The following is a 16514-nucleotide window of genomic DNA, read 5'->3' as shown; positions in this document are numbered from 1 at the left end:
GAGATGCCGACGGTGTACGAGCCGGCCGAGGACTCCCGGTTGCTCGCCGAGTCGGTTATCGACCGCATCGACACCGGCGAGCGTGTCCTAGAGGTCGGCGTCGGGTCGGGCTACGTCGCCGCACGCGTCGCGGCAGAGACGGGCGCCGAGGTCATCGGCTGCGATATCAACCCAGAGGCCTGCGCAGCCGCCCGCGAAGAGGGCATCGAGGCGGTGCGGTCGAACCTCGTCGACCCCTTCGCGGCCGACAGCATCGATGTCGTGCTGTTCAATCCGCCGTATCTCCCGACGCCGCCCGAACAGGAGTGGGACGACCCACTGGAACACGCCCTCTCCGGCGGCGAATCCGGCCGCCGTGTCATCCGGCCGTTTCTGGACGACGTGGGGCGAGTGCTTCGTCCCAGCGGTCGCGTGTATCTGCTGGTGTCGACGCTGACCGACATCGAAGCCGTGTCGGAACTGGCCGCAGACGCCGGCCTGAACACCCGCGAAATCGCCGAAGAATCGTTCCCGTTCGAGCGACTCGTCGTCCTGGAAATAACTCACGGAAATTCCTGAGTAGGAAATATTAAACGCCGTCATTGCGTACCGCTAGTAATGACAGAGGTAATCGCCACGACACCCGGGCTCTTCCCGTTGCCCGACTGGGCGAAAGACGAACTGTCGGATCTGAAGGGCCACCAGAAGGATGACCTGATCTCCGGCGACGAATCCGGAGCGATCGTCGACGCGTACGACCGCGCGCGAAGCGAGGTCGTCGAGCGACAACAAGAAGCCGGCCTCGACCGCATCGTCGAAGGCCAGCTCCGGTGGGATGACATGATCGCCCACCCGCTGTGTGTCCACGACAACGTCGACACCCGCGGTATCGTCCGCTACTACGACAACAACAACTTCTACCGAGAGCCGGTCGTTCAGGGCGAGCTGACCGTCGATGGCGACGTGGCCGATGAACTGTCGGCTGCCCCCGCCGTGAATCAGGCCGTCCTGCCCGGCCCCTACTCGCTTGCTGACCTCGCGACCGACGAACATTACGGCGACGAGGAGACGTTCCTCGATGCCGTCGCGTCGTTCCTCGAAGGCGAGGCCGACGCCCTCCCCGACGTCGAGACGCTGTTCCTGCTCGAACCGTCGCTGGTCGAGAACCCACCGGAGGACGGCGAGGACGAGCGTGCGAGCGAGGCCATCGACCGCGTTGCGAACGCCATCGACGCCGACGTCGTTGCCCACACCTACTGGGGTGCGATTCCGGAGAAACCGTACGCACATCTGATGGACGCCGACGTCGACGCCATCGGCTTCGACTTCGTTGCCGACCACGAACAGAACATCTACAACATTCAGGAGTACGGCACGAAAGACAGCATCGGCCTCGGCGTCGTCGACGGCCAGAACACCTTGGTCGAGACGCCCGAAGAGATCACCGAGCGCATCGAGTGGGTACAGGAGAACGTCCCCGCCCAGGAGTTCGAGACCGTCTACGCGACGACGAACACCGAGCTATTCTACCTGCCCGTGAACAAATCCGAGGCGAAACTCGATGCCCTTTCGAACGCCGCCGCCGAGGAGGTGACCCAATGAGCGCCAACCTACTCACAGACACCCGCGAGCAGTTCCGCCCCGAAGACCACCCGACAGAGCATTTCATCATGACGACCGTCGTCGGGTCGTATCCGAAGCCGAAGTGGCTCAACCGCGCGAAAGAGCTCGCCGAAGACGACGGCCATGATTTCGACGATGAAGACCTCGACGAGGCACTCGACGACGCCTCCCGACTCATCACCGAAGAGCATGCCCGCGCAGGGCTGGACGCCGTCGTCGACGGCGAGATGCGCCGCAACGAGATGGTCGAATACTTCGCCCACCGCATCGACGGCTACGAGTTCAACGGCCCCGTCAAGGTGTGGGGGCACAACTACTTCGATAAGCCCTCCGTCGCCGACGAGGTCGAGTACGACGAACCGTGGCTCGTCGACGAGTTCGAGTTCACGGCCGGCGTGACGACCCGCCCTGTCAAGGTGCCCATCACGGGGCCCTACACGCTCGCGTCGTGGTCGTTCAACGAGCACTACGAGGACGAAGAGGAGCTGGCTTACGAACTCGCCGACCTCGTCAACGAGGAGATCGACCGCCTCGTCGAAGCCGGCTGTCGGTATATCCAGATCGACGAGCCCGCACTCGCGACGACGCCGGACGACCACGCCATCGTCGGCAAATGTCTCGAACACATCGCCGACGACATCCCGGAGAACGTCCGACTCGGGCTGCACGTCTGCTACGGCGATTACTCGCGTATCTACCCCGAAATCCTGGACATGCCCGTCCACGAGTACGACCTCGAACTCGCCAACGGCGACTACGACCAACTGGATGTGTTCACAGAGACCGAGTTCACCAAAGACCTCGCCTTGGGCGTCGTCGACGTCCACACGACCGACGTCGAGACCGTCGAGGAGATCAAGGAGAACATCAAGAAAGGCTTCGAGGTCGTCCCGCCGGAGCGACTGACCGTCTCACCGGACTGCGGTGTCAAGCTCCTGCCCCGCAAGGTTGCCTACCAGAAGATGGCGAACATGGTGCAGGCCGCCCGCGAAATCGAGGCCGAGCTCGACGCCGGGGAAATCGACGTCGCGTAACACCCACTTTTTGCACACTCCGGCGGTTCGCCGTTGGCGAACACGCCTCACGCGTGGCGGCTCGCCGCCACGGCATCCGGCGGCGGCCTGCGGCCGCCGCCCGCGGCAAAAACGTGGGGAAAATATGCGCGCGTGCTCCTTCCGGCGACCCTCCGGGTCGCCTCCAGTCCGCGCGCGCTACGGCGGCTCGACGGCTCTGCCGTCTCGCCGCCGGGAACCGCCTCGGGGGCGACCTTCGGACGCCCCCGAGGCGGATGCTGGACTCCGATTATTGGATCGTTCGATACAGGCTGTTCACGAATTGGTCAAGAGAGCGTCTATAAAGCTCCAGCTCCGGGCCGTAACCGTCTGAAAAATCGAGAGTGGTGTCCGTCGCTGTAAGCGACAGGTATGTCTCGGTATTACTGTCGGACGACGTTCGCCGCGCGAGGCCCCTTGGGCGAGGACTCGATGTCGAATTCGACCTCAGTCCCTTCTGTGAGGTCTTCGCCGCCGACATCCTCCATGTGGAAGAAAACGTCTTCGTCGTCATCGAGGTCGCCGTCGTCAGTCGAAATGAAACCGTAGCCGCCTGTGTCGTTGAAGAAATCAACCTTTCCGTTAGCCATTACAACCAAACGTATGGTTCTGTGGGGGATAACGCTTCCGAGAGTCGCGGTACCACGACTCCTCACACTACATTCGCAAGCTAGATACGGTAGCTCATTCTCGCTGAAGCCGGTTAAACAAACCCTGTTACGAGCATCCGCCTCAGGGGACTTCGAAGAAGTCCCCCGAGGCGGTTCCCGGCGGCGAGACGGCAGAGCCGTCGAGTCGCCGTAGCGCGCGCGGACTGACGCGAGCGGAGCGAGCGGAAGGAGCACGCGCGCATATTTTCCCCAAGTTTTTGCCGCGAACCGGTGTCGAGCGCTTCGCGCTCGACCCGTGTTCGCGTGCAAAAAGTGGGTGTTACTCGTACAGCCAGGTCTCGTCGGCGCGCTCGTAATCGAGAAGTTCCTCGTCGTCGAAGAATAGCCCGATTTCGCGCTCGGCGGAGCCGGGTTCGGTGTCGGAGCCGTGGATGACGTTGCGACCGAGGTCGAGCCCGAAGTCACCGCGGATGGTGCCGGGGTCGGAGTCGGCGGGGTCGGTCTCGCCCATCATGCGGCGCACCTGTGCGACCGCGTCCTGGCCCTCCCAGACCATCGCGAAGACGGGGCCGGAAGTGATGAACGCCTTGAGCTCGTCGAAGAACGGCTTGTCAACGTGCTCGGCGTAGTGTTCGCGGGCGAGCTCGTCGTCGATCTGCATGAACTTGCCAGCGACGAGTTTCAGACCACGGTCTTCGAAGCGGGAGACGATCTCGCCGATGAGACCGCGCTGGACGCCGTCGGGCTTGACCATGAGGAACGTCCGCTCGGTGTCAGCCATTCAGGCCTCGACCTCCTCTTCGTCCTCGTCGGACTCGTCTTCTGCGTCGGCTTCCTCTTCTGCTTCTTCGTCGTCTTCAGCCTCGGACTCGGCGTCGGCCGCTTCCTCGTCCTCATCTGCGGCGTCCTCGGCCGCTTCGAGGTCAGGGGTTTCGGCTTCGGCCGCTTCCTCGGCTTCAGGCTCTTCCTCTGTCTCGGGTTCCGCAGCCTCGGCTTCGGCCGCTGCTTCCGCTTCGGCCTGGGCCTGCGCTTGGGCTTCGCCGCGTGCGCCGCCCTCTTCCGTCCACTCGAGTTCGCGCGGTTCGCGACCGAGGTCGGCGTTCTTCTCGCACTTGCTGGAGCAGAAGTGCGTGATGGAACCGTTGGTGGCGACGTACATCGTCCCGGAGCCGGGCTCGATGTCGGCGCCACAGTAGTCACATTCTCGCGTTTGGGGCATGGTTACTGACCTCCGATGGAGTCGGCTTCACGAGCCGTCTCGCGAAGCTGCAACACGTCGCCGACGCGAACCGGACCGAGGACGTTCCGGGCGATGATGCGGCCCTGGTTTTCGCCCTCCTTGATCCGACATTTGACCTGCATGGCCTCACCGTGCATGCCGGTCTTGCCGACGATCTCGATTACTTCGGCAGGGGTCGCGCCGCTTTCTTCGTCTTCAGCACTCATACTCAATCACCTACCGGAGTTCCTCGACCTTCTCGGCGATGTCTTCGACGTCGCCCTCGGCCTCGCCGGCGTCGACGATGGCCGCGGCGGCGCTGCCGACCTCGAGGCCGGCGGCGTGACCGATGTCGTCCTGTGCGCCCACGAAGACGTACGGGATGTCCTTCTCGGCGGCGATCTCGGGGAGGTGCATGACGACCTCCTCGGGACTGACGTCCTCGGCGATGAAGACGAGCTCGGCGTTGCCGCGCTCGACGGCTTTGGTCGTTTCGTTCGTTCCCTTCTTTACTGAGCCGGTGTCCCGGGCAACCTCGAGCGCCTCGATGGCGTCGTCCTCGAGGTCAGCCGGCACGTCGAAATCTACGTACACTGACATTGGTTTGTAATCCCTCCTACGCGTGGGCTCGCGCTCCCCCGCCGTCGAACCTGACCGTTCCGACCGGAGTCGGTGGAACGCGGTTCTCGCACCCGGAAACGGGCGCGCTTGTCCTTGACCGGCTAGGAGCATCACAACCCCGCGTAGGCTGTACCCTGACGTACTGCATCACCGCATAAAAGCGCTTATGAACTGCTGCGGCCGTGCGAACGGCAAGCAGGGCATGGCCGACCGCCACGGGCACGTAGCCGCCGAGGGAAACAATATTTTAGGAAAACCAAAATATCTTTTCGGCAGGTGGGAATGTTTAAGTCCGATGCGCGAGTACTAGTAACCGTATGAGCACCCAGGAAACCGTCCGTCGAAAGGCTGGCAGCGTCGAGGAAACCGCACTCCGTATCGAACCGGAGAAGGCCGAGCAGCTGGTCGACGCGCTGAACACCGACCTCGCAGCGACCTACGTGCTGTACCATCAGGTCAAGAAACACCACTGGAACGTCGAGGGTGCGGAGTTCCTCGAACTCCACGAGTACCTCGGTGAAGTTACGGCCGACCTCGAGGTTGCGGCCGACGAGATCGCCGAGCGCGCACAGGCCATCGGCGGCGTGCCGCTGTCCGGCGGCGCGACCTACGAGGAACACGCCCCCATCGAGCCGGAGGATGACGACGTCTACGACATCCGAACCTCACTGCAGAACAACATCGACGCGATGGGAACGATGATCGAGTCGATGCGCGACCACATCGCACTGGCCAACGAGCTCGGCGACTACACGACCGAGGAGCTCCTGCGTGAACACCTCGCAACCGTCGAGGAACACGCCCACCACTTCGAGCACTACCTCGAAGACGACACACTGGTGCTCGACTCGGCGACCCGGTAAAACGACGCTGTTTTTAGAGAAGGAGAGACGAACCGCTACCGTTCGACGTCGACGGTGAAGTCGGTCGCTATCCAGCCGTCATTGTTGTCCGGTTCGGTGAAGACGGTCTTCTCGGGGGACGTCGAGTGCATTCGGAGTCCCGCCATCGCTTCGTCCTCGTCGGGAGTAGCTGCCATTACCGAACCCTCATACTCGGGAATGCTAAAAGGTTTTGGTCAACCTAAACCAAAGCTGTTGAACGCTCGGGCGTACCGTTTTGGTCACAGCGGCCCCAGTCACCGTATGGACGACCGCACGCCTGAATCGGAGCGGGAGTTGGGGGCTGCCGTCGACGACCTCACGGACGCGCTCGAAGCGCTTCAGTCAGAGTTCCGAGAGCCGCCGCGTGGGCCACTGGGACTGCCGCGCCCGCCGACGCCCGGCGAACTGTTGCGGTTCACCGAACGGTACACGATTCCGGCGCTCGTCTCGCTTCTGGAGGCGAACATCCGGCTGCTTGAGTTGCTCGCGGGCGCCATCAGGCTCGCGGACGGGCGGGCACTCGCGGAGACCGACGATGGCCGGCCGAACCGCATCGCGACCGCCAGCCGAACCGCGCTCGAAAAGCTCGATACAGCACTCGCAGAGGTGCAAGCCGCCGCAGCGGGTGGTGAGCCGGGCGACGCCGAACTCGAACGCCTGCTCTCCGAGGCGCGTGACCTCCGGGCCGAAGTCGACGAGCGACTCGCAGCCGCAACGGAGGGCGACATCGGGCCCGCGGATGAAACTCAGGAGAATTCCATCGGTATCAGCGTCCGTGCGGAGAGCATCGACATCGACGAGGAACTCCGATCAATCAAACGCGACGTGAACGAGAACGAAGATTCGGACGATGTGGACGAGGACGAGTAGCCCGAATCAGACCGGCTCGAAGCGGTAACCGTCCCACTCCTGGCTCTCGGGTTCGCGGATACCGGCGCCGGGTTCTCGGAGCTCCGAGCAGTACACCGGCTGTACCTCGTCGCCGATTTCGACGTCGCCACTCGTCAACTGACCGAGAGCACGCACGGGCGTTCCGTCGACATCGAACTCGACGATGGCGAGATGGTTCGGTTGGCGAACCCCGGGCGGCGTGGCTTGTGAGGTCGTCCACGTCACGATTTCGGCGGTGTAGTCGCTCAAATCGACCGTCTCGACCGGCTCGCTGCCGTCGGGGCCGACGGGGTGGCCCGGATACGTTATCGACCCATCCGCGTAACGGTACGCTTCCATCGTCATCGTCGACCCTCCATGATGGCGGTGGTTACGCAGTTTCCGAAGCCACCCACGTTACACGCGAGGCCGACATCGGCGTCGACCTGTCTATCGCCCGCTTCGCCGACGACCTGTTTGTAGATTTCGTACCCCTGTGCGACGCCGGAGGCGCCGAGGGGGTGGCCCTTCGATTTCAGGCCGCCCGAGGTGTTGATCGGGCGGTCGCCGTCGATTCCGGTCGTTCCCTTGTCCATCTCCTTCCAGGCTTCGCCTTTCGGGGCGAAGCCGAGCCCCTCCATCTGGAGGAACTCGAGGATGGTGAACATGTCGTGGAGTTCTGCCACGTCGACGTCGTCGGGGTCGAGGCCGGCCATTTCGTAGGCCTGATTGCTCGACTCCACGACGCCGCCCATCGTCGTCGGGTCGGCCCGCTCGTGGACGACGTGGGTGTCCGTCGCGCCGCCGATACCCGAGATGACGGCGTACTCGTCGGTGTACTGACTTGCCTTCTCGGCGGGACAGAACAACAAGGCCGCCGAGCCGTCCGTGATGGGACAGAAGTCGTACAGCCGAAGCGGGTCGGCGACGATGGGTGAGTCTAGCACCGTCTCGAGGTCGACCTCCTTCTGGAACTGTGCGTGGGGGTTCCGGACGCCGTTCTTGTGGTTCTTGACCGCGACCTTCCCGAGGCTCTCACGGGGCGCATCGAAGCGGTCGAGATACAGCCGCGCCGTGAGGCCGGCGAAGGAGGGCAGCGTCACGCCCTGTTTGTATTCGACGGGATGGGTCAGCGACGCGATGACGTCCGTCGCTTCGCCGGTGGTTCGGTGGGTCATCTTTTCGCCGCCGACGAGCATCGTCATCTCCGAGGCGCCACTGGCGATGGATTGCCAGGCGGCGTAGATGCCGGCTCCACCGGACGAAGACGTCTGGTCGACGCGTTGGGTGTACGCCGGCATGGCTGCGAGGTCGTGAGCAAGGGCGTTCGGCACACCCGTCTGCCCCTCGAACTCGCCGCTGGCCATGTTCGAGACGTACAGATGCTCGAGTTCGTGCGGCGCCACATCGGCGTCGTCGAGGCATTGCTCGCCGGCCTCAGCCAGAAGTTCCTGTATCCAGGCGTCACGCTGGCCGAATTTCGTCATCGAAGCACCGATGACAGCTACGTCGGACATGGTATCGGATGTAGCGGTGGGGTCAAAGCACTAGGGGCCCCGCCCGGCCGCCATCCACTCACCTCCCTGGCGGCACTCTCGCGGAAGGTCGAACCGGGTGCGCGCGCCGAGTCGCCCTGCGAGCTTCCAGCGATTGGATTCGGGCACGCGAGTGTCCCCCGGCCCTTCGGTGGCCGATTCCTCGCCGAGTTTGGCTGAGATGGCCGCAATCAGCGCCGCGACCTCGTCATCACTCGCATCGGCCGGCAACTGGAGTCGTGCCGTGCCCGTCTCCGTCGGCAGTTCGATGGTCGGTATCTCCTCTGTCGGGATGATGTGGTCGAGTTCCTGCACCGTTACAGTGGGATGTTGCCGTGGCCTTTCGGCGGCGAGTCGACGCGCTTGCGCTCGAGTAAATCGAGGTCGTCGATGAGGCGCCGCCGGGTGTCTTTCGGCTCGATGACGTCGTCGATGTAGCCGCGCTTCGCCGGCTTGTAGGGGTTCGCGAACTCCTCGCGGTACTCCTCCATCAGTTCCTCGCGGCGACGGTCGGTCGCCTCCGCGTCCTCGAGTTCGTCGCTGTAGAGAATGTTGACAGCACCACGGGGGCCGAGCACAGCCATCTCGGCGCCGGGCCACGCGTAGTTCACGTCGGCACCGAGCTCTTTCGAGCCCATGACGATGTAGGCGCCGCCGTATGCCTTGCGGGTGATGACCGTCGCGAGCGGGACGGTGGCCTCCGCGTACGCGTAGATGAGTTTCGCGCCGTGTTTGATGATGCCGTTGTGCTCCTGGTCTTTGCCGGGCATGAAGCCGGGAACGTCCACCAGCGTGACGATGGGGACGTTGAACGAATCGCAGGTGCGGACGAACCGGGCAGTCTTCTGTGAGGCGTCGATGTCGAGGGTGCCGGCGCTGACGCGGGGCTGGTTCGCGACGATGCCGACGGGCGCGCCGTGCATCCGCGCGAAGCCGACGACGACGTTGCGCGCGTAGCCGTCGTGTACCTCGAAGAACGACTCCTCGTCGACGAGTTCGTCGATGACGGAAACCACGTTGTAGGGCTTCTTCGGCTCCTCCGGAACGATGTCGTCGAGGTTGGCGTCGCGTTCCGGGTCGTCCCACGGCTCGACGGCCGGTGGGTCTTCCATGTTGTTCTGCGGGAGATACGACAGCAGCCGGCGAATGCTGTCGAGCGTGGCTTCCTCGTCCTCGCAGGCCATGTGTGCCACACCGGACGTGTTCGCGTGCGTCCGCGCGCCTCCGAGTTCGGCCATCGACACCTGCTCGCCGGTGACCGTCCGGATGACGTCCGGGCCGGTGATGAACGCGTGGGCCGTCCCCGAGACCATGAACGTGAAGTCAGTGAGTGCGGGCGAGTAGGTCGCACCGCCAGCACACGGCCCCATGATGGCCGAAATTTGCGGGACGAGCCCCGAGGCGTCGGTGTTCCGTTTGAACATCCGCGCGAAGCCGACGAGGGAATCGACGCCCTCCTGAATGCGCGCGCCGGCCGAGTCGTTGAGGCCGATTATCGGAACCCCGGTGTCGACAGCCCGATCCATCGCTTTCGTAATCTTGTCGGCGACTGCTTCGCCGACGGAGCCACCGAGGACGGTGAAATCGTGGGCGAAGACGAACACCTTTCGGCCGTTGACCTCACCGTAGCCGGTGACGACGGCGTCGCCCGCGTACCGCTCCTGTTCCAGGTCGAAATTCGTCGACCGGTGTTCGACGAAGGGGTCGATCTCACGGAACGTGTCGTCGTCAAGGAAGTACTCGATTCGTTCGCGAGCGGTTTTCTTGCCTTTCTCGTGTTGTACCGCGATTCGGTCTTCGCCGCCGCCTTTCCGGGCGGCCTTCCGGCGCGCGCGGAGCTCCGCCAACGAATCGTCGATTTCTTCGTGACTCATCTCACCACTCCATGCCGCCGTTGACAGCGATAATCTGGCCGGTCATGTAGCTCGCGTCCTCGCTTGCGACGAACCGGACGATGCCAGCGACATCCTCGGGTGTCGCGAAGCGGTCGAGCGGAATCCGCTGGAGAATCTTCTCTTGGACCCGCTCGGGGACGGATTCGAGCATGTCTGTTTTGACGAAGCCAGGAGAGACACAGTTGGCGGTCGATCCTTCGGAGGCCAATTCCAGGGCCAGCGTCCGGGTGAACCCGAACAGGCCGGATTTCGTCGTCGCGTAGTTCGCCTGCCCGTAGTTGCCCTGCTGGCCCACGACCGAGGAGATGTTGATGAGCCGTCCCCCGTCGGCCGATTTGATGTCGTCGAAGAAAGCGTTCGTACAGTTGAACACGCCGCCGAGGTTGACGTTTATGACCTGTTCCCAGTCCTCCCGAGACATGTTGTCGAACTTCTTGTCGATGGTCAGCCCAGCGTTGTTGATGAGGACATCGGCACCACCGAACGCCTCGCGGGTCGCTTCAGCCATCGCCTCGACGGCGTCTTCATCGGCCACGTCCGCCTGTACTGGGATGGCATTGCCGCCGAATTCCTCGACGGTCTCGGCGACCTCGTACGCTTCCGTCTCCGAGGTATGGTAGTTGACGACGACGTTCGCGCCGTGTTCGCCGAGCTCTTCGGCGATCGCACGCCCGATGCCCCGTGATGCGCCGGTAACGACGCAGGTTCGGTCAGTTAGTGTCATTGTAGTGTCAAAACAGGCGTCTATCGCATAGCAGTCGGCCGGTGTGGGACTGCCTCTGGACACCCATACGTGAGACGGCAGAGATAACCGCATAACAGTTGCCCTAAACCACCCTATTATATTTTTTGATTATATATACTATTCTGGAGTGAACTGACGTTCTGTCCACGTACACGGCCTAGATGTCCCCTGTCGGCAGCCTGGCGCGAATCGTGATATAAAAACACATGGTCGAAAATCGGCGGCCCAGTGTAAACTGTTGTTCAATCATCAGGAGTTCCCCCAATCTGTTAGCCGAATATATCTATTCATTATACATCGTATTATCTCTGATCGCACCGGACGCTGAACGGAAGGACTTTTGGCTTGCCTAAACAATGGGTGGGTAATGACTGCCGAATCGTCGGGACGAGCGCAAAGAGGTGAGTCGCGTGTCCAGTGAGACCCTCTCAGGGAGCGTCGCCACGGACATCGACGTTTCGGACGCCGCACGAACCGTTCTCGAACTCGACGGTATCGAGAAACGGTTCGGCGACACGCCGGTAATCCGAGACCTCTCGTTGACCGTTCGCGATGGCGAACTCCTGACGCTTCTCGGCCCCTCCGGCTGTGGCAAAACCACGACGCTTCGACTCATCGCCGGCCTCGAACGCCCGGACGGCGGCATCGTCCACCTGGAGGAAGACCCGGTCTCCGGGACGGAGTTCGTCGCACCGGAGAACCGCGACGTCGGGGTCGTCTTCCAGGAGTTTGCGCTCTTCCCGCATCTCTCCGCCCGCGAGAACATCGCCTTCGGCATCGATGAGTGGCCCGACGAGGAGCGCGACGCGCGCGTCGAGGAGCTGCTCGAACTCGTTGGCCTCCGAGAACACGGCGACAAGCAGCCGGGTGAGCTCTCCGGCGGCCAACAGCAGCGCGTCGCGTTGGCACGGTCGCTCGCACCCGAACCGAGCCTCCTGTTGCTCGACGAGCCGTTCTCGAACCTCGATGTCGACCTCCGCGTCGAGATGCGCGAGGAGGTACGCGAAATCCTCAAGAAGACCGGCGTTACGGCCATCTCTGTCACCCACGACCAGGAGGAAGCCATGTCCATCTCCGACCGCGTCGCGGTGATGAGCGAGGGCCGAATCGAGCAGGTCGGCACCCCGGAGGAGGTCTTCCAGCAGCCGACCTCCCGGTTCGTCGCGGGCTTTCTTGGCCACGCGTCGTTCGTCGCCGGCCACGTCGGCGCCGACTGCGTCGAATCCGGCGTCGGCTGTGTTCCGCTCGAACGCGTGAACGGACTGTCTGACGAGTACCGTGGCTCCGAAATCGACCTGATGGTTCGGCCCGACGACGTGCGTGCCCATACCGCAGAGCCCGCAGAGGCAAACGGGAAGGTCGTCCATCGGCGGTATCTCGGCCCGACCGTCCTCTATCGGGTCGAGCTCGACACCGGCGATGTCGTCGGCTGTATGCACAACCACGCCGACGAGATTCGACTCGGTGATTCGGTGTTCGTCAGCTTGGACGCTGACCACGACCTGGCGTGGTTCCCTCGCGGCGAGCGGAAAATGGCTGACGGTGGCCGCTAAGAATTCTCAGCGAAGGTCGGCGACGAACGGCTCGATCTCCTCTTCTGCCTGTGTATACTCAGTGGCGTAGTCGGTTTGGGGTGGCCGCTCGAACGGCCGTTCCGAACTGCAACGGTCGGTCACTTCGATATCAGTTTGCTCCTCGGGGCGGTCGGTTATCTGCGGGACGAGTGGTGCGTCGGTGGTGTCTGGTGACTGCATTGGATTGTGTGGGCGCGGGGCGGTCGACAGGCGATGCTGGCCGGAAAATCAGAAGTGGGCGCGTACGCGTACGGGTTTCGTGGGCATCGCGTACCCAACCCTATGTGCTGATATATAATAAACTTTCATGCTAGTATAGACATCGCCGCTACTCGTCGAACTCCGCTGGAGGATAGACGACGAGCTCGCCGTCGGCCGCGATGGTAACGTGACAGTCCCCAAGCCGGAACGTGATCGACCCAGAACGGCGTGGACAGCCCGGCTCGGGCGCGAAGAGCTCTTCGAGACAGGCGGGGTCGACCTGCTCGTACAGCGGGGGCAACTCGATTGGATCACAGCCCGTAACGGTGCTGACGGCTGCGAGGATGGCCTCCGACAGCGACGCTGGGCTGTTCCAGTCGTAGCTCGTCCGATAGACCCCTGATTCGGCGTCGTAGTCGACACCCTCGCTGTCGTCGACGCTCACAACCGCCTTCACTGTCGGACGTACCTGAACCTTTGGACTCGACGGGAACGCTCAAACCGCTGGAACGCTGACGCCCGAGTGTGAGCCTGACGCTTGCCTTCGAGTTGGCCGCCCTGCGGCGGCTCGCAGACCCCGAGGAAGCCGTCACCGAGGCGAGAACCTGGAGTGAGAATGTCGGCATCGTGTCGGATAGACCGCCCTACGTGCTGACCAAGTTCACTCGGGATAATCACCTCCGCAACGATTTCGAGCCGGCGAGCGAGCCAGCAGCCGAGACGCTCGGCCATCTGCTCGAACACTTCGAGACCGAGCGGTTCGTTTTCGTCGCCGACGAGATGACGGAGCAAGAAACTCCGGACGGCTGGGAACACCGCGATGTCGCCGAGGCTGCAGACCGGGCTGGCTGGGAACTTGCCACTGACGGCGCGGAGACCGACGCAGCCGATACGAACAGGGAGCCCTCACGACAGCGTGACGATTGGCCGTGAGGAGCGATGCTGTTTTGTCGAGTGCTATCGCTTTCACTGAAAAGGATCCAGATGACCGGTGGTTTGATATACTCTCACACGCGATAACAAAACCGTATGCCGACGGGAGGGGGAAAAGGATTCGATGGTGGCGAACTAGCGACTGTCGAACGTGAAGAGATAGTCGCAACGATAGAGTCGTTTCTCGGTCAGCCGCCGGATGCACGCTGTCGGACGGAGTTCGACGTCGGCCCCGCATCGAAGCGGGGTGGGCTCACGGTCGTTTACAACGATAACCAGGAGCTACTGCTCGAATATTCGCTCGGGCCGAGTTCGATAGAGTCGGTACCCGAGCGACTCCAGGTCTCGGTGGAGAACCGACCGCAGCGGTTCACCGACGACCCGTTGTATCGACTCGGCGACCTCGACGAGGTATGCACCCAACTCGAACACGAACTTCTCCAGCTCGTTGCCACGATCTACGACTGTGAGACGATCGAGGAGTTGGACGAGGGACATCTCCTCTGGCCGAACCGCTCCAATGGGATGGGGCTGTTCGCGGTCAGCATCATGAACTTCACCATCGTGTTCGCAAGTGGGTTCCGCGTGCCGGACTCGCTCGTGGAGGCGTATCAGGCCGAAGCGGAGCCCGACCGAAACGTCGGCTGGCGTTCGGTCTGAATCTGTGTTGAGACGGAAAGTAGGGTGTCGGTGTAGGCGTATTCGATATAGCAATATACAGTTTATGGGTTCGTGCGGGGACACCAGCCAAAATAGTTAAATTCTCGACAATACTACCCGATAGCCTGAGAATACTGATTTCGACATCCTCCGATGACGAGGGAAGCGGCCCCGCAGATCCGCTGGGCGGCGTTCACAACTACGCCGAGCTGTATTCCCCCCGACCGCACGTAATCAGCGACTCGACAAGCAGGAGGTCGAGATTCTTTTGGACGAAATATCCTCAGAGCGATGGCCAGTCTATGGGCGCCACGCGGTTCGCTACTCGAAGCTGGAGTTGGCGGAGTCTCCCTGGCCGGAAATACTGATCTTCGATCGTTTGTATCCCGAGACTCCACCTCAGACCTGCCCACCGCCAGTCACGGTATCGGCGTCAGACAAAGTATCATCGAATCTGCTGCCCAGAGAATAATTGCGCATTAGATTCAAAGATAACCATCATATAGCCACCAATATCTACACCTATATTCGACGATAATCTTCCTTATCTCCGTGTCTGACGTAGATTGATATGGGATGCCTTCGTTGCCCGTTCCATGAGCGAGGGCGAACGCGTCTCGGTACAGACCTACGTGTCCTCGTCACAGCGAGAGCTGTGGCGGGAGGAAGCCGACGAACTCGACATGAGCCAGGCCGAATACGTCAGAACGATGATCCAGGCCGGCCGTCGGGGCTTCGAGATAGGCCAAAACGGCGATTCTTTAAATACCAAATCGGATAATCCCGATGAGCCGCGAACGCCGGACGCAACCCCTAGGGTAGACGGCCTGAAGAACCGTGTTCTCGACGTCGTTCATAACGAGGAATTCGCGGATTGGGACGCGCTCCTGGCTGGCGTGACCGACGACATCGAAGAGCGGCTCGAGGAGACGCTCGAAACGCTGCAAGAGGAAAACCGGATTCGATACAGTGGTCGGCACGACGGATACACGGTGGTCGACGATGGGCGTTGACGAACGGGCGGCCAGCGTGGCGCCGGACGACCCCGTCGCGTACTTCCTGCAGGACATGACGTTCCACGGGCGCACCGAGCGCACGCGGGCAGCCTACGAGCGCGTTCTGCGCGATTTCGAGTCCTTCGTTGTCGACCAGCGCGGTGCAACGCTCGAAACCGCGACACAGCGGGAGTGTATGGCGTGGGTGCACTCGCTGCGGGACGAACACGCCCCAAGTACCGTCGCCTCGTATGCCTCCTACGTCCACCGGTTTTACGCCTACATGACCCAGGTGGGGGCCTTCGATTCGAATCCGATGGCGCTCGTCACCGAGGAGATGGACGAATCCATCGACACAGACCCTGCACGGCGGGAGATCTCCGCCCCCGAGATGCGGTCGTTCCTTGCCGACCTCGGACACCCGCTTGAGCGGGCGCTCATCGGCACGCTGTTGAAAACCGGGATGCGTGTCGGAGAGTGCTGTAATCTCGATTTACGGGACGTCTACCTCGAAGATTCGGAGGTTCGTGAGGCGTATCCGGTCGAGCCACGAGGGACGCTTGAAGGCCGGCCGGATTCGATCTACGTCGCCAGCGAACCGGCCAGAGGCGCCGTCTACAACGGTGAGGAGCGAACGGCATCGAACAAGCGAAAGCGCGATACGGTCGTCCCGGTCGATTCGGAGCTGAAACGCCTTTTGAAAGCGTGGCTGGCGATACGGCCGGATACCACGTCGCAGGCGGAGCCGCTGTTCTGTTCGACGAGTGAGTGGGGCAAGCGGGCGACGCCGTCGATGGTGCGGAGTATCGTCGCCGACCGGGCCGCAGAGCGCGGCTGGTATCGGGAGGGCGGCGACGCAGCGGAGAACGTCACACCGCATTATTTCAGGCACTTCTTCACCACCCATCTCCGGGATAGAACCGGGGATAGAGGCATCGTGAAGTACCTTCGCGGCGACGTCGCGACGGACATCATCGACACCTACACGCACAACTGGGGCGACCGCGTCCGCGACATCTACGAGGCGAATATTTACAGCCTTCTGTAGCCGTCTGAGCGGGTTTCTGCGGGTTTTCGAGGCATCCTGCACGGTAACGTATCGCCCATTGAGCCGCTG

The 16514-nt window shown here is 62.5% G+C and carries 23 protein-coding genes; 10 read left to right on the top strand and 13 right to left on the bottom strand.

The genetic code is table 11. From position 1 onward, the window contains the following. The first annotated feature begins 3 nt into the window (after positions 1-3). Genes ACI8UR_RS01850 through ACI8UR_RS01840 form a run of 3 tightly spaced genes read left to right on the top strand, consistent with a single transcriptional unit; the run spans position 4 to position 2636 of the window. Complete coding sequence (locus ACI8UR_RS01850) at positions 4-558, top strand: HemK2/MTQ2 family protein methyltransferase (RefSeq protein WP_415087496.1); 555 nt, start codon at positions 4-6, stop codon at positions 556-558. 39 nt (positions 559-597) lie between these two features. Further along, positions 598-1581, top strand: a complete 984-nt coding sequence (locus tag ACI8UR_RS01845; RefSeq protein ID WP_411716467.1) for a 5-methyltetrahydropteroyltriglutamate--homocysteine methyltransferase — start codon at positions 598-600, stop codon at positions 1579-1581. Further along, a complete protein-coding gene (locus ACI8UR_RS01840; RefSeq protein WP_411716468.1) occupies positions 1578-2636 on the top strand; it encodes a methionine synthase in 1059 nt (352 codons plus the stop codon). The genes ACI8UR_RS01845 and ACI8UR_RS01840 overlap by 4 nt, the downstream gene beginning before the upstream one ends. 401 nt (positions 2637-3037) lie before the next feature. Here the strand turns inward: ACI8UR_RS01840 and ACI8UR_RS01835 are convergent, their stop codons facing one another. The 5 genes from ACI8UR_RS01835 to rpl7ae all read right to left on the bottom strand — a co-directional run bounded on the left by ACI8UR_RS01835 (position 3038) and on the right by rpl7ae (position 5084). Beyond that, positions 3038-3244: a cold-shock protein gene (locus ACI8UR_RS01835; protein ID WP_008418277.1), complete on the bottom strand. Its 207-nt coding sequence runs from the start codon at positions 3242-3244 to the stop codon at positions 3038-3040. Between the two features lie 340 nt (positions 3245-3584). After that, positions 3585-4046 (bottom strand): nucleoside-diphosphate kinase, encoded by a 462-nt coding sequence (ndk, locus tag ACI8UR_RS01830; protein ID WP_415087495.1) that lies wholly within the window; start codon positions 4044-4046, stop codon positions 3585-3587. Then, the gene (locus ACI8UR_RS01825) at positions 4047-4484 is read right to left on the bottom strand and encodes a 50S ribosomal protein L24e (protein WP_415087494.1); all 438 of its coding nucleotides are present in this window, start codon (positions 4482-4484) and stop codon (positions 4047-4049) included. It lies immediately after the preceding gene. A gap of 2 nt (positions 4485-4486) precedes the next feature. Continuing rightward, positions 4487-4711, bottom strand: coding sequence for a 30S ribosomal protein S28e (locus tag ACI8UR_RS01820; protein ID WP_415087493.1), 225 nt, complete (start codon positions 4709-4711; stop codon positions 4487-4489). Positions 4712-4721: 10 nt separating this feature from the next. Continuing rightward, positions 4722-5084 carry a 50S ribosomal protein L7Ae gene (gene rpl7ae, locus ACI8UR_RS01815; RefSeq protein WP_415087492.1) on the bottom strand — a complete coding sequence of 121 codons (363 nt, stop codon included), beginning with the start codon at positions 5082-5084 and terminating at the stop codon, positions 4722-4724. Positions 5085-5422: 338 nt separating this feature from the next. Between rpl7ae and dpsA the strand changes: the two genes are divergently transcribed. Next, positions 5423-5968, top strand: a complete 546-nt coding sequence (gene dpsA / locus ACI8UR_RS01810) for a DNA starvation/stationary phase protection protein DpsA (RefSeq protein WP_411715707.1) — start codon at positions 5423-5425, stop codon at positions 5966-5968. A 35-nt stretch (positions 5969-6003) separates the two neighbouring features. Here dpsA and ACI8UR_RS01805 read toward each other — a convergent pair whose 3' ends face one another. Continuing rightward, the gene (locus ACI8UR_RS01805) at positions 6004-6144 is read right to left on the bottom strand and encodes a hypothetical protein (protein ID WP_411715706.1); all 141 of its coding nucleotides are present in this window, start codon (positions 6142-6144) and stop codon (positions 6004-6006) included. A gap of 106 nt (positions 6145-6250) precedes the next feature. Between ACI8UR_RS01805 and ACI8UR_RS01800 the strand changes: the two genes are divergently transcribed. Further along, the gene (locus ACI8UR_RS01800) at positions 6251-6859 is read left to right on the top strand and encodes a hypothetical protein (protein WP_411715705.1); all 609 of its coding nucleotides are present in this window, start codon (positions 6251-6253) and stop codon (positions 6857-6859) included. 6 nt (positions 6860-6865) lie between these two features. Here the strand turns inward: ACI8UR_RS01800 and ACI8UR_RS01795 are convergent, their stop codons facing one another. Genes ACI8UR_RS01795 through ACI8UR_RS01775 form a run of 5 tightly spaced genes read right to left on the bottom strand, consistent with a single transcriptional unit; the run spans position 6866 to position 11013 of the window. Next, the gene (locus ACI8UR_RS01795) at positions 6866-7225 is read right to left on the bottom strand and encodes an OB-fold domain-containing protein (protein ID WP_411715704.1); all 360 of its coding nucleotides are present in this window, start codon (positions 7223-7225) and stop codon (positions 6866-6868) included. Continuing rightward, a complete protein-coding gene (locus tag ACI8UR_RS01790; protein ID WP_411715703.1) occupies positions 7222-8376 on the bottom strand; it encodes a thiolase C-terminal domain-containing protein in 1155 nt (384 codons plus the stop codon). Before ACI8UR_RS01790 ends, ACI8UR_RS01795 begins: the two co-directional genes overlap by 4 nt. A gap of 30 nt (positions 8377-8406) precedes the next feature. Further along, complete coding sequence (locus tag ACI8UR_RS01785; protein ID WP_411715702.1) at positions 8407-8709, bottom strand: acc operon protein; 303 nt, start codon at positions 8707-8709, stop codon at positions 8407-8409. A gap of 2 nt (positions 8710-8711) precedes the next feature. Then, positions 8712-10268 (bottom strand): acyl-CoA carboxylase subunit beta, encoded by a 1557-nt coding sequence (locus ACI8UR_RS01780; protein ID WP_411715701.1) that lies wholly within the window; start codon positions 10266-10268, stop codon positions 8712-8714. A 1-nt stretch (position 10269) separates the two neighbouring features. Next, positions 10270-11013, bottom strand: coding sequence for a beta-ketoacyl-ACP reductase (locus ACI8UR_RS01775; RefSeq protein WP_411715700.1), 744 nt, complete (start codon positions 11011-11013; stop codon positions 10270-10272). Positions 11014-11444: 431 nt separating this feature from the next. Here ACI8UR_RS01775 and ACI8UR_RS01770 point away from each other — a divergent pair, with 431 nt between their 5' ends. Further along, entirely contained in the window at positions 11445-12587 is a 1143-nt protein-coding gene (locus ACI8UR_RS01770) for an ABC transporter ATP-binding protein (protein ID WP_411715699.1), read from the top strand. Positions 12588-12593: 6 nt separating this feature from the next. Here ACI8UR_RS01770 and ACI8UR_RS01765 read toward each other — a convergent pair whose 3' ends face one another. Together ACI8UR_RS01765 and ACI8UR_RS01760 are read right to left on the bottom strand one after the other, a co-directional pair. Then, positions 12594-12788: a hypothetical protein gene (locus tag ACI8UR_RS01765; RefSeq protein ID WP_411715698.1), complete on the bottom strand. Its 195-nt coding sequence runs from the start codon at positions 12786-12788 to the stop codon at positions 12594-12596. A gap of 148 nt (positions 12789-12936) precedes the next feature. After that, entirely contained in the window at positions 12937-13254 is a 318-nt protein-coding gene (locus ACI8UR_RS01760) for a HalOD1 output domain-containing protein (protein WP_411715697.1), read from the bottom strand. 80 nt (positions 13255-13334) lie between these two features. On the opposite strand from ACI8UR_RS01760, the gene ACI8UR_RS01755 reads away from it, so the two are divergent. The 4 genes from ACI8UR_RS01755 to ACI8UR_RS01740 all read left to right on the top strand — a co-directional run bounded on the left by ACI8UR_RS01755 (position 13335) and on the right by ACI8UR_RS01740 (position 16445). After that, positions 13335-13742, top strand: a complete 408-nt coding sequence (locus ACI8UR_RS01755; protein WP_411715696.1) for a hypothetical protein — start codon at positions 13335-13337, stop codon at positions 13740-13742. A 96-nt stretch (positions 13743-13838) separates the two neighbouring features. Continuing rightward, positions 13839-14402, top strand: a complete 564-nt coding sequence (locus tag ACI8UR_RS01750) for a hypothetical protein (protein ID WP_415087491.1) — start codon at positions 13839-13841, stop codon at positions 14400-14402. 596 nt (positions 14403-14998) lie between these two features. Then, positions 14999-15415: a DUF5805 domain-containing protein gene (locus ACI8UR_RS01745; RefSeq protein WP_415087490.1), complete on the top strand. Its 417-nt coding sequence runs from the start codon at positions 14999-15001 to the stop codon at positions 15413-15415. Then, entirely contained in the window at positions 15405-16445 is a 1041-nt protein-coding gene (locus ACI8UR_RS01740; RefSeq protein ID WP_415087489.1) for a tyrosine-type recombinase/integrase, read from the top strand. The genes ACI8UR_RS01745 and ACI8UR_RS01740 overlap by 11 nt, the downstream gene beginning before the upstream one ends. Positions 16446-16514 lie beyond the last annotated feature (69 nt).

This window comes from Natronomonas sp., from assembly GCF_047616845.1.
GTDB lineage: Archaea > Halobacteriota > Halobacteria > Halobacteriales > Haloarculaceae > Natronomonas.
This window is presented reverse-complemented; position numbering and strand designations above follow the sequence as displayed.

Bases quoted from the DNA above. Each gene is read 5' to 3' on its own strand.
- ndk (WP_415087495.1), bottom strand. From the start codon at position 4,046: ATGGCTGACACCGAGCGGACGTTCCTCATGGTCAAGCCCGACGGCGTC.
- ACI8UR_RS01740 (WP_415087489.1), top strand. From the start codon at position 15,405: ATGGGCGTTGACGAACGGGCGGCCAGCGTGGCGCCGGACGACCCCGTC.
- ACI8UR_RS01800 (WP_411715705.1), top strand. From the start codon at position 6,251: ATGGACGACCGCACGCCTGAATCGGAGCGGGAGTTGGGGGCTGCCGTC.
- ACI8UR_RS01795 (WP_411715704.1), bottom strand. From the start codon at position 7,225: ATGACGATGGAAGCGTACCGTTACGCGGATGGGTCGATAACGTATCCG.
- ACI8UR_RS01750 (WP_415087491.1), top strand. From the start codon at position 13,839: ATGCCGACGGGAGGGGGAAAAGGATTCGATGGTGGCGAACTAGCGACT.
- ACI8UR_RS01850 (WP_415087496.1), top strand. From the start codon at position 4: ATGCCGACGGTGTACGAGCCGGCCGAGGACTCCCGGTTGCTCGCCGAG.
- rpl7ae (WP_415087492.1), bottom strand. From the start codon at position 5,084: ATGTCAGTGTACGTAGATTTCGACGTGCCGGCTGACCTCGAGGACGAC.
- ACI8UR_RS01790 (WP_411715703.1), bottom strand. From the start codon at position 8,376: ATGTCCGACGTAGCTGTCATCGGTGCTTCGATGACGAAATTCGGCCAG.
- dpsA (WP_411715707.1), top strand. From the start codon at position 5,423: ATGAGCACCCAGGAAACCGTCCGTCGAAAGGCTGGCAGCGTCGAGGAA.
- ACI8UR_RS01840 (WP_411716468.1), top strand. From the start codon at position 1,578: ATGAGCGCCAACCTACTCACAGACACCCGCGAGCAGTTCCGCCCCGAA.
- ACI8UR_RS01825 (WP_415087494.1), bottom strand. From the start codon at position 4,484: ATGCCCCAAACGCGAGAATGTGACTACTGTGGCGCCGACATCGAGCCC.
- ACI8UR_RS01765 (WP_411715698.1), bottom strand. From the start codon at position 12,788: ATGCAGTCACCAGACACCACCGACGCACCACTCGTCCCGCAGATAACC.
- ACI8UR_RS01745 (WP_415087490.1), top strand. From the start codon at position 14,999: ATGAGCGAGGGCGAACGCGTCTCGGTACAGACCTACGTGTCCTCGTCA.
- ACI8UR_RS01845 (WP_411716467.1), top strand. From the start codon at position 598: ATGACAGAGGTAATCGCCACGACACCCGGGCTCTTCCCGTTGCCCGAC.
- ACI8UR_RS01780 (WP_411715701.1), bottom strand. From the start codon at position 10,268: ATGAGTCACGAAGAAATCGACGATTCGTTGGCGGAGCTCCGCGCGCGC.
- ACI8UR_RS01820 (WP_415087493.1), bottom strand. From the start codon at position 4,711: ATGAGTGCTGAAGACGAAGAAAGCGGCGCGACCCCTGCCGAAGTAATC.
- ACI8UR_RS01775 (WP_411715700.1), bottom strand. From the start codon at position 11,013: ATGACACTAACTGACCGAACCTGCGTCGTTACCGGCGCATCACGGGGC.
- ACI8UR_RS01805 (WP_411715706.1), bottom strand. From the start codon at position 6,144: ATGGCAGCTACTCCCGACGAGGACGAAGCGATGGCGGGACTCCGAATG.
- ACI8UR_RS01835 (WP_008418277.1), bottom strand. From the start codon at position 3,244: ATGGCTAACGGAAAGGTTGATTTCTTCAACGACACAGGCGGCTACGGT.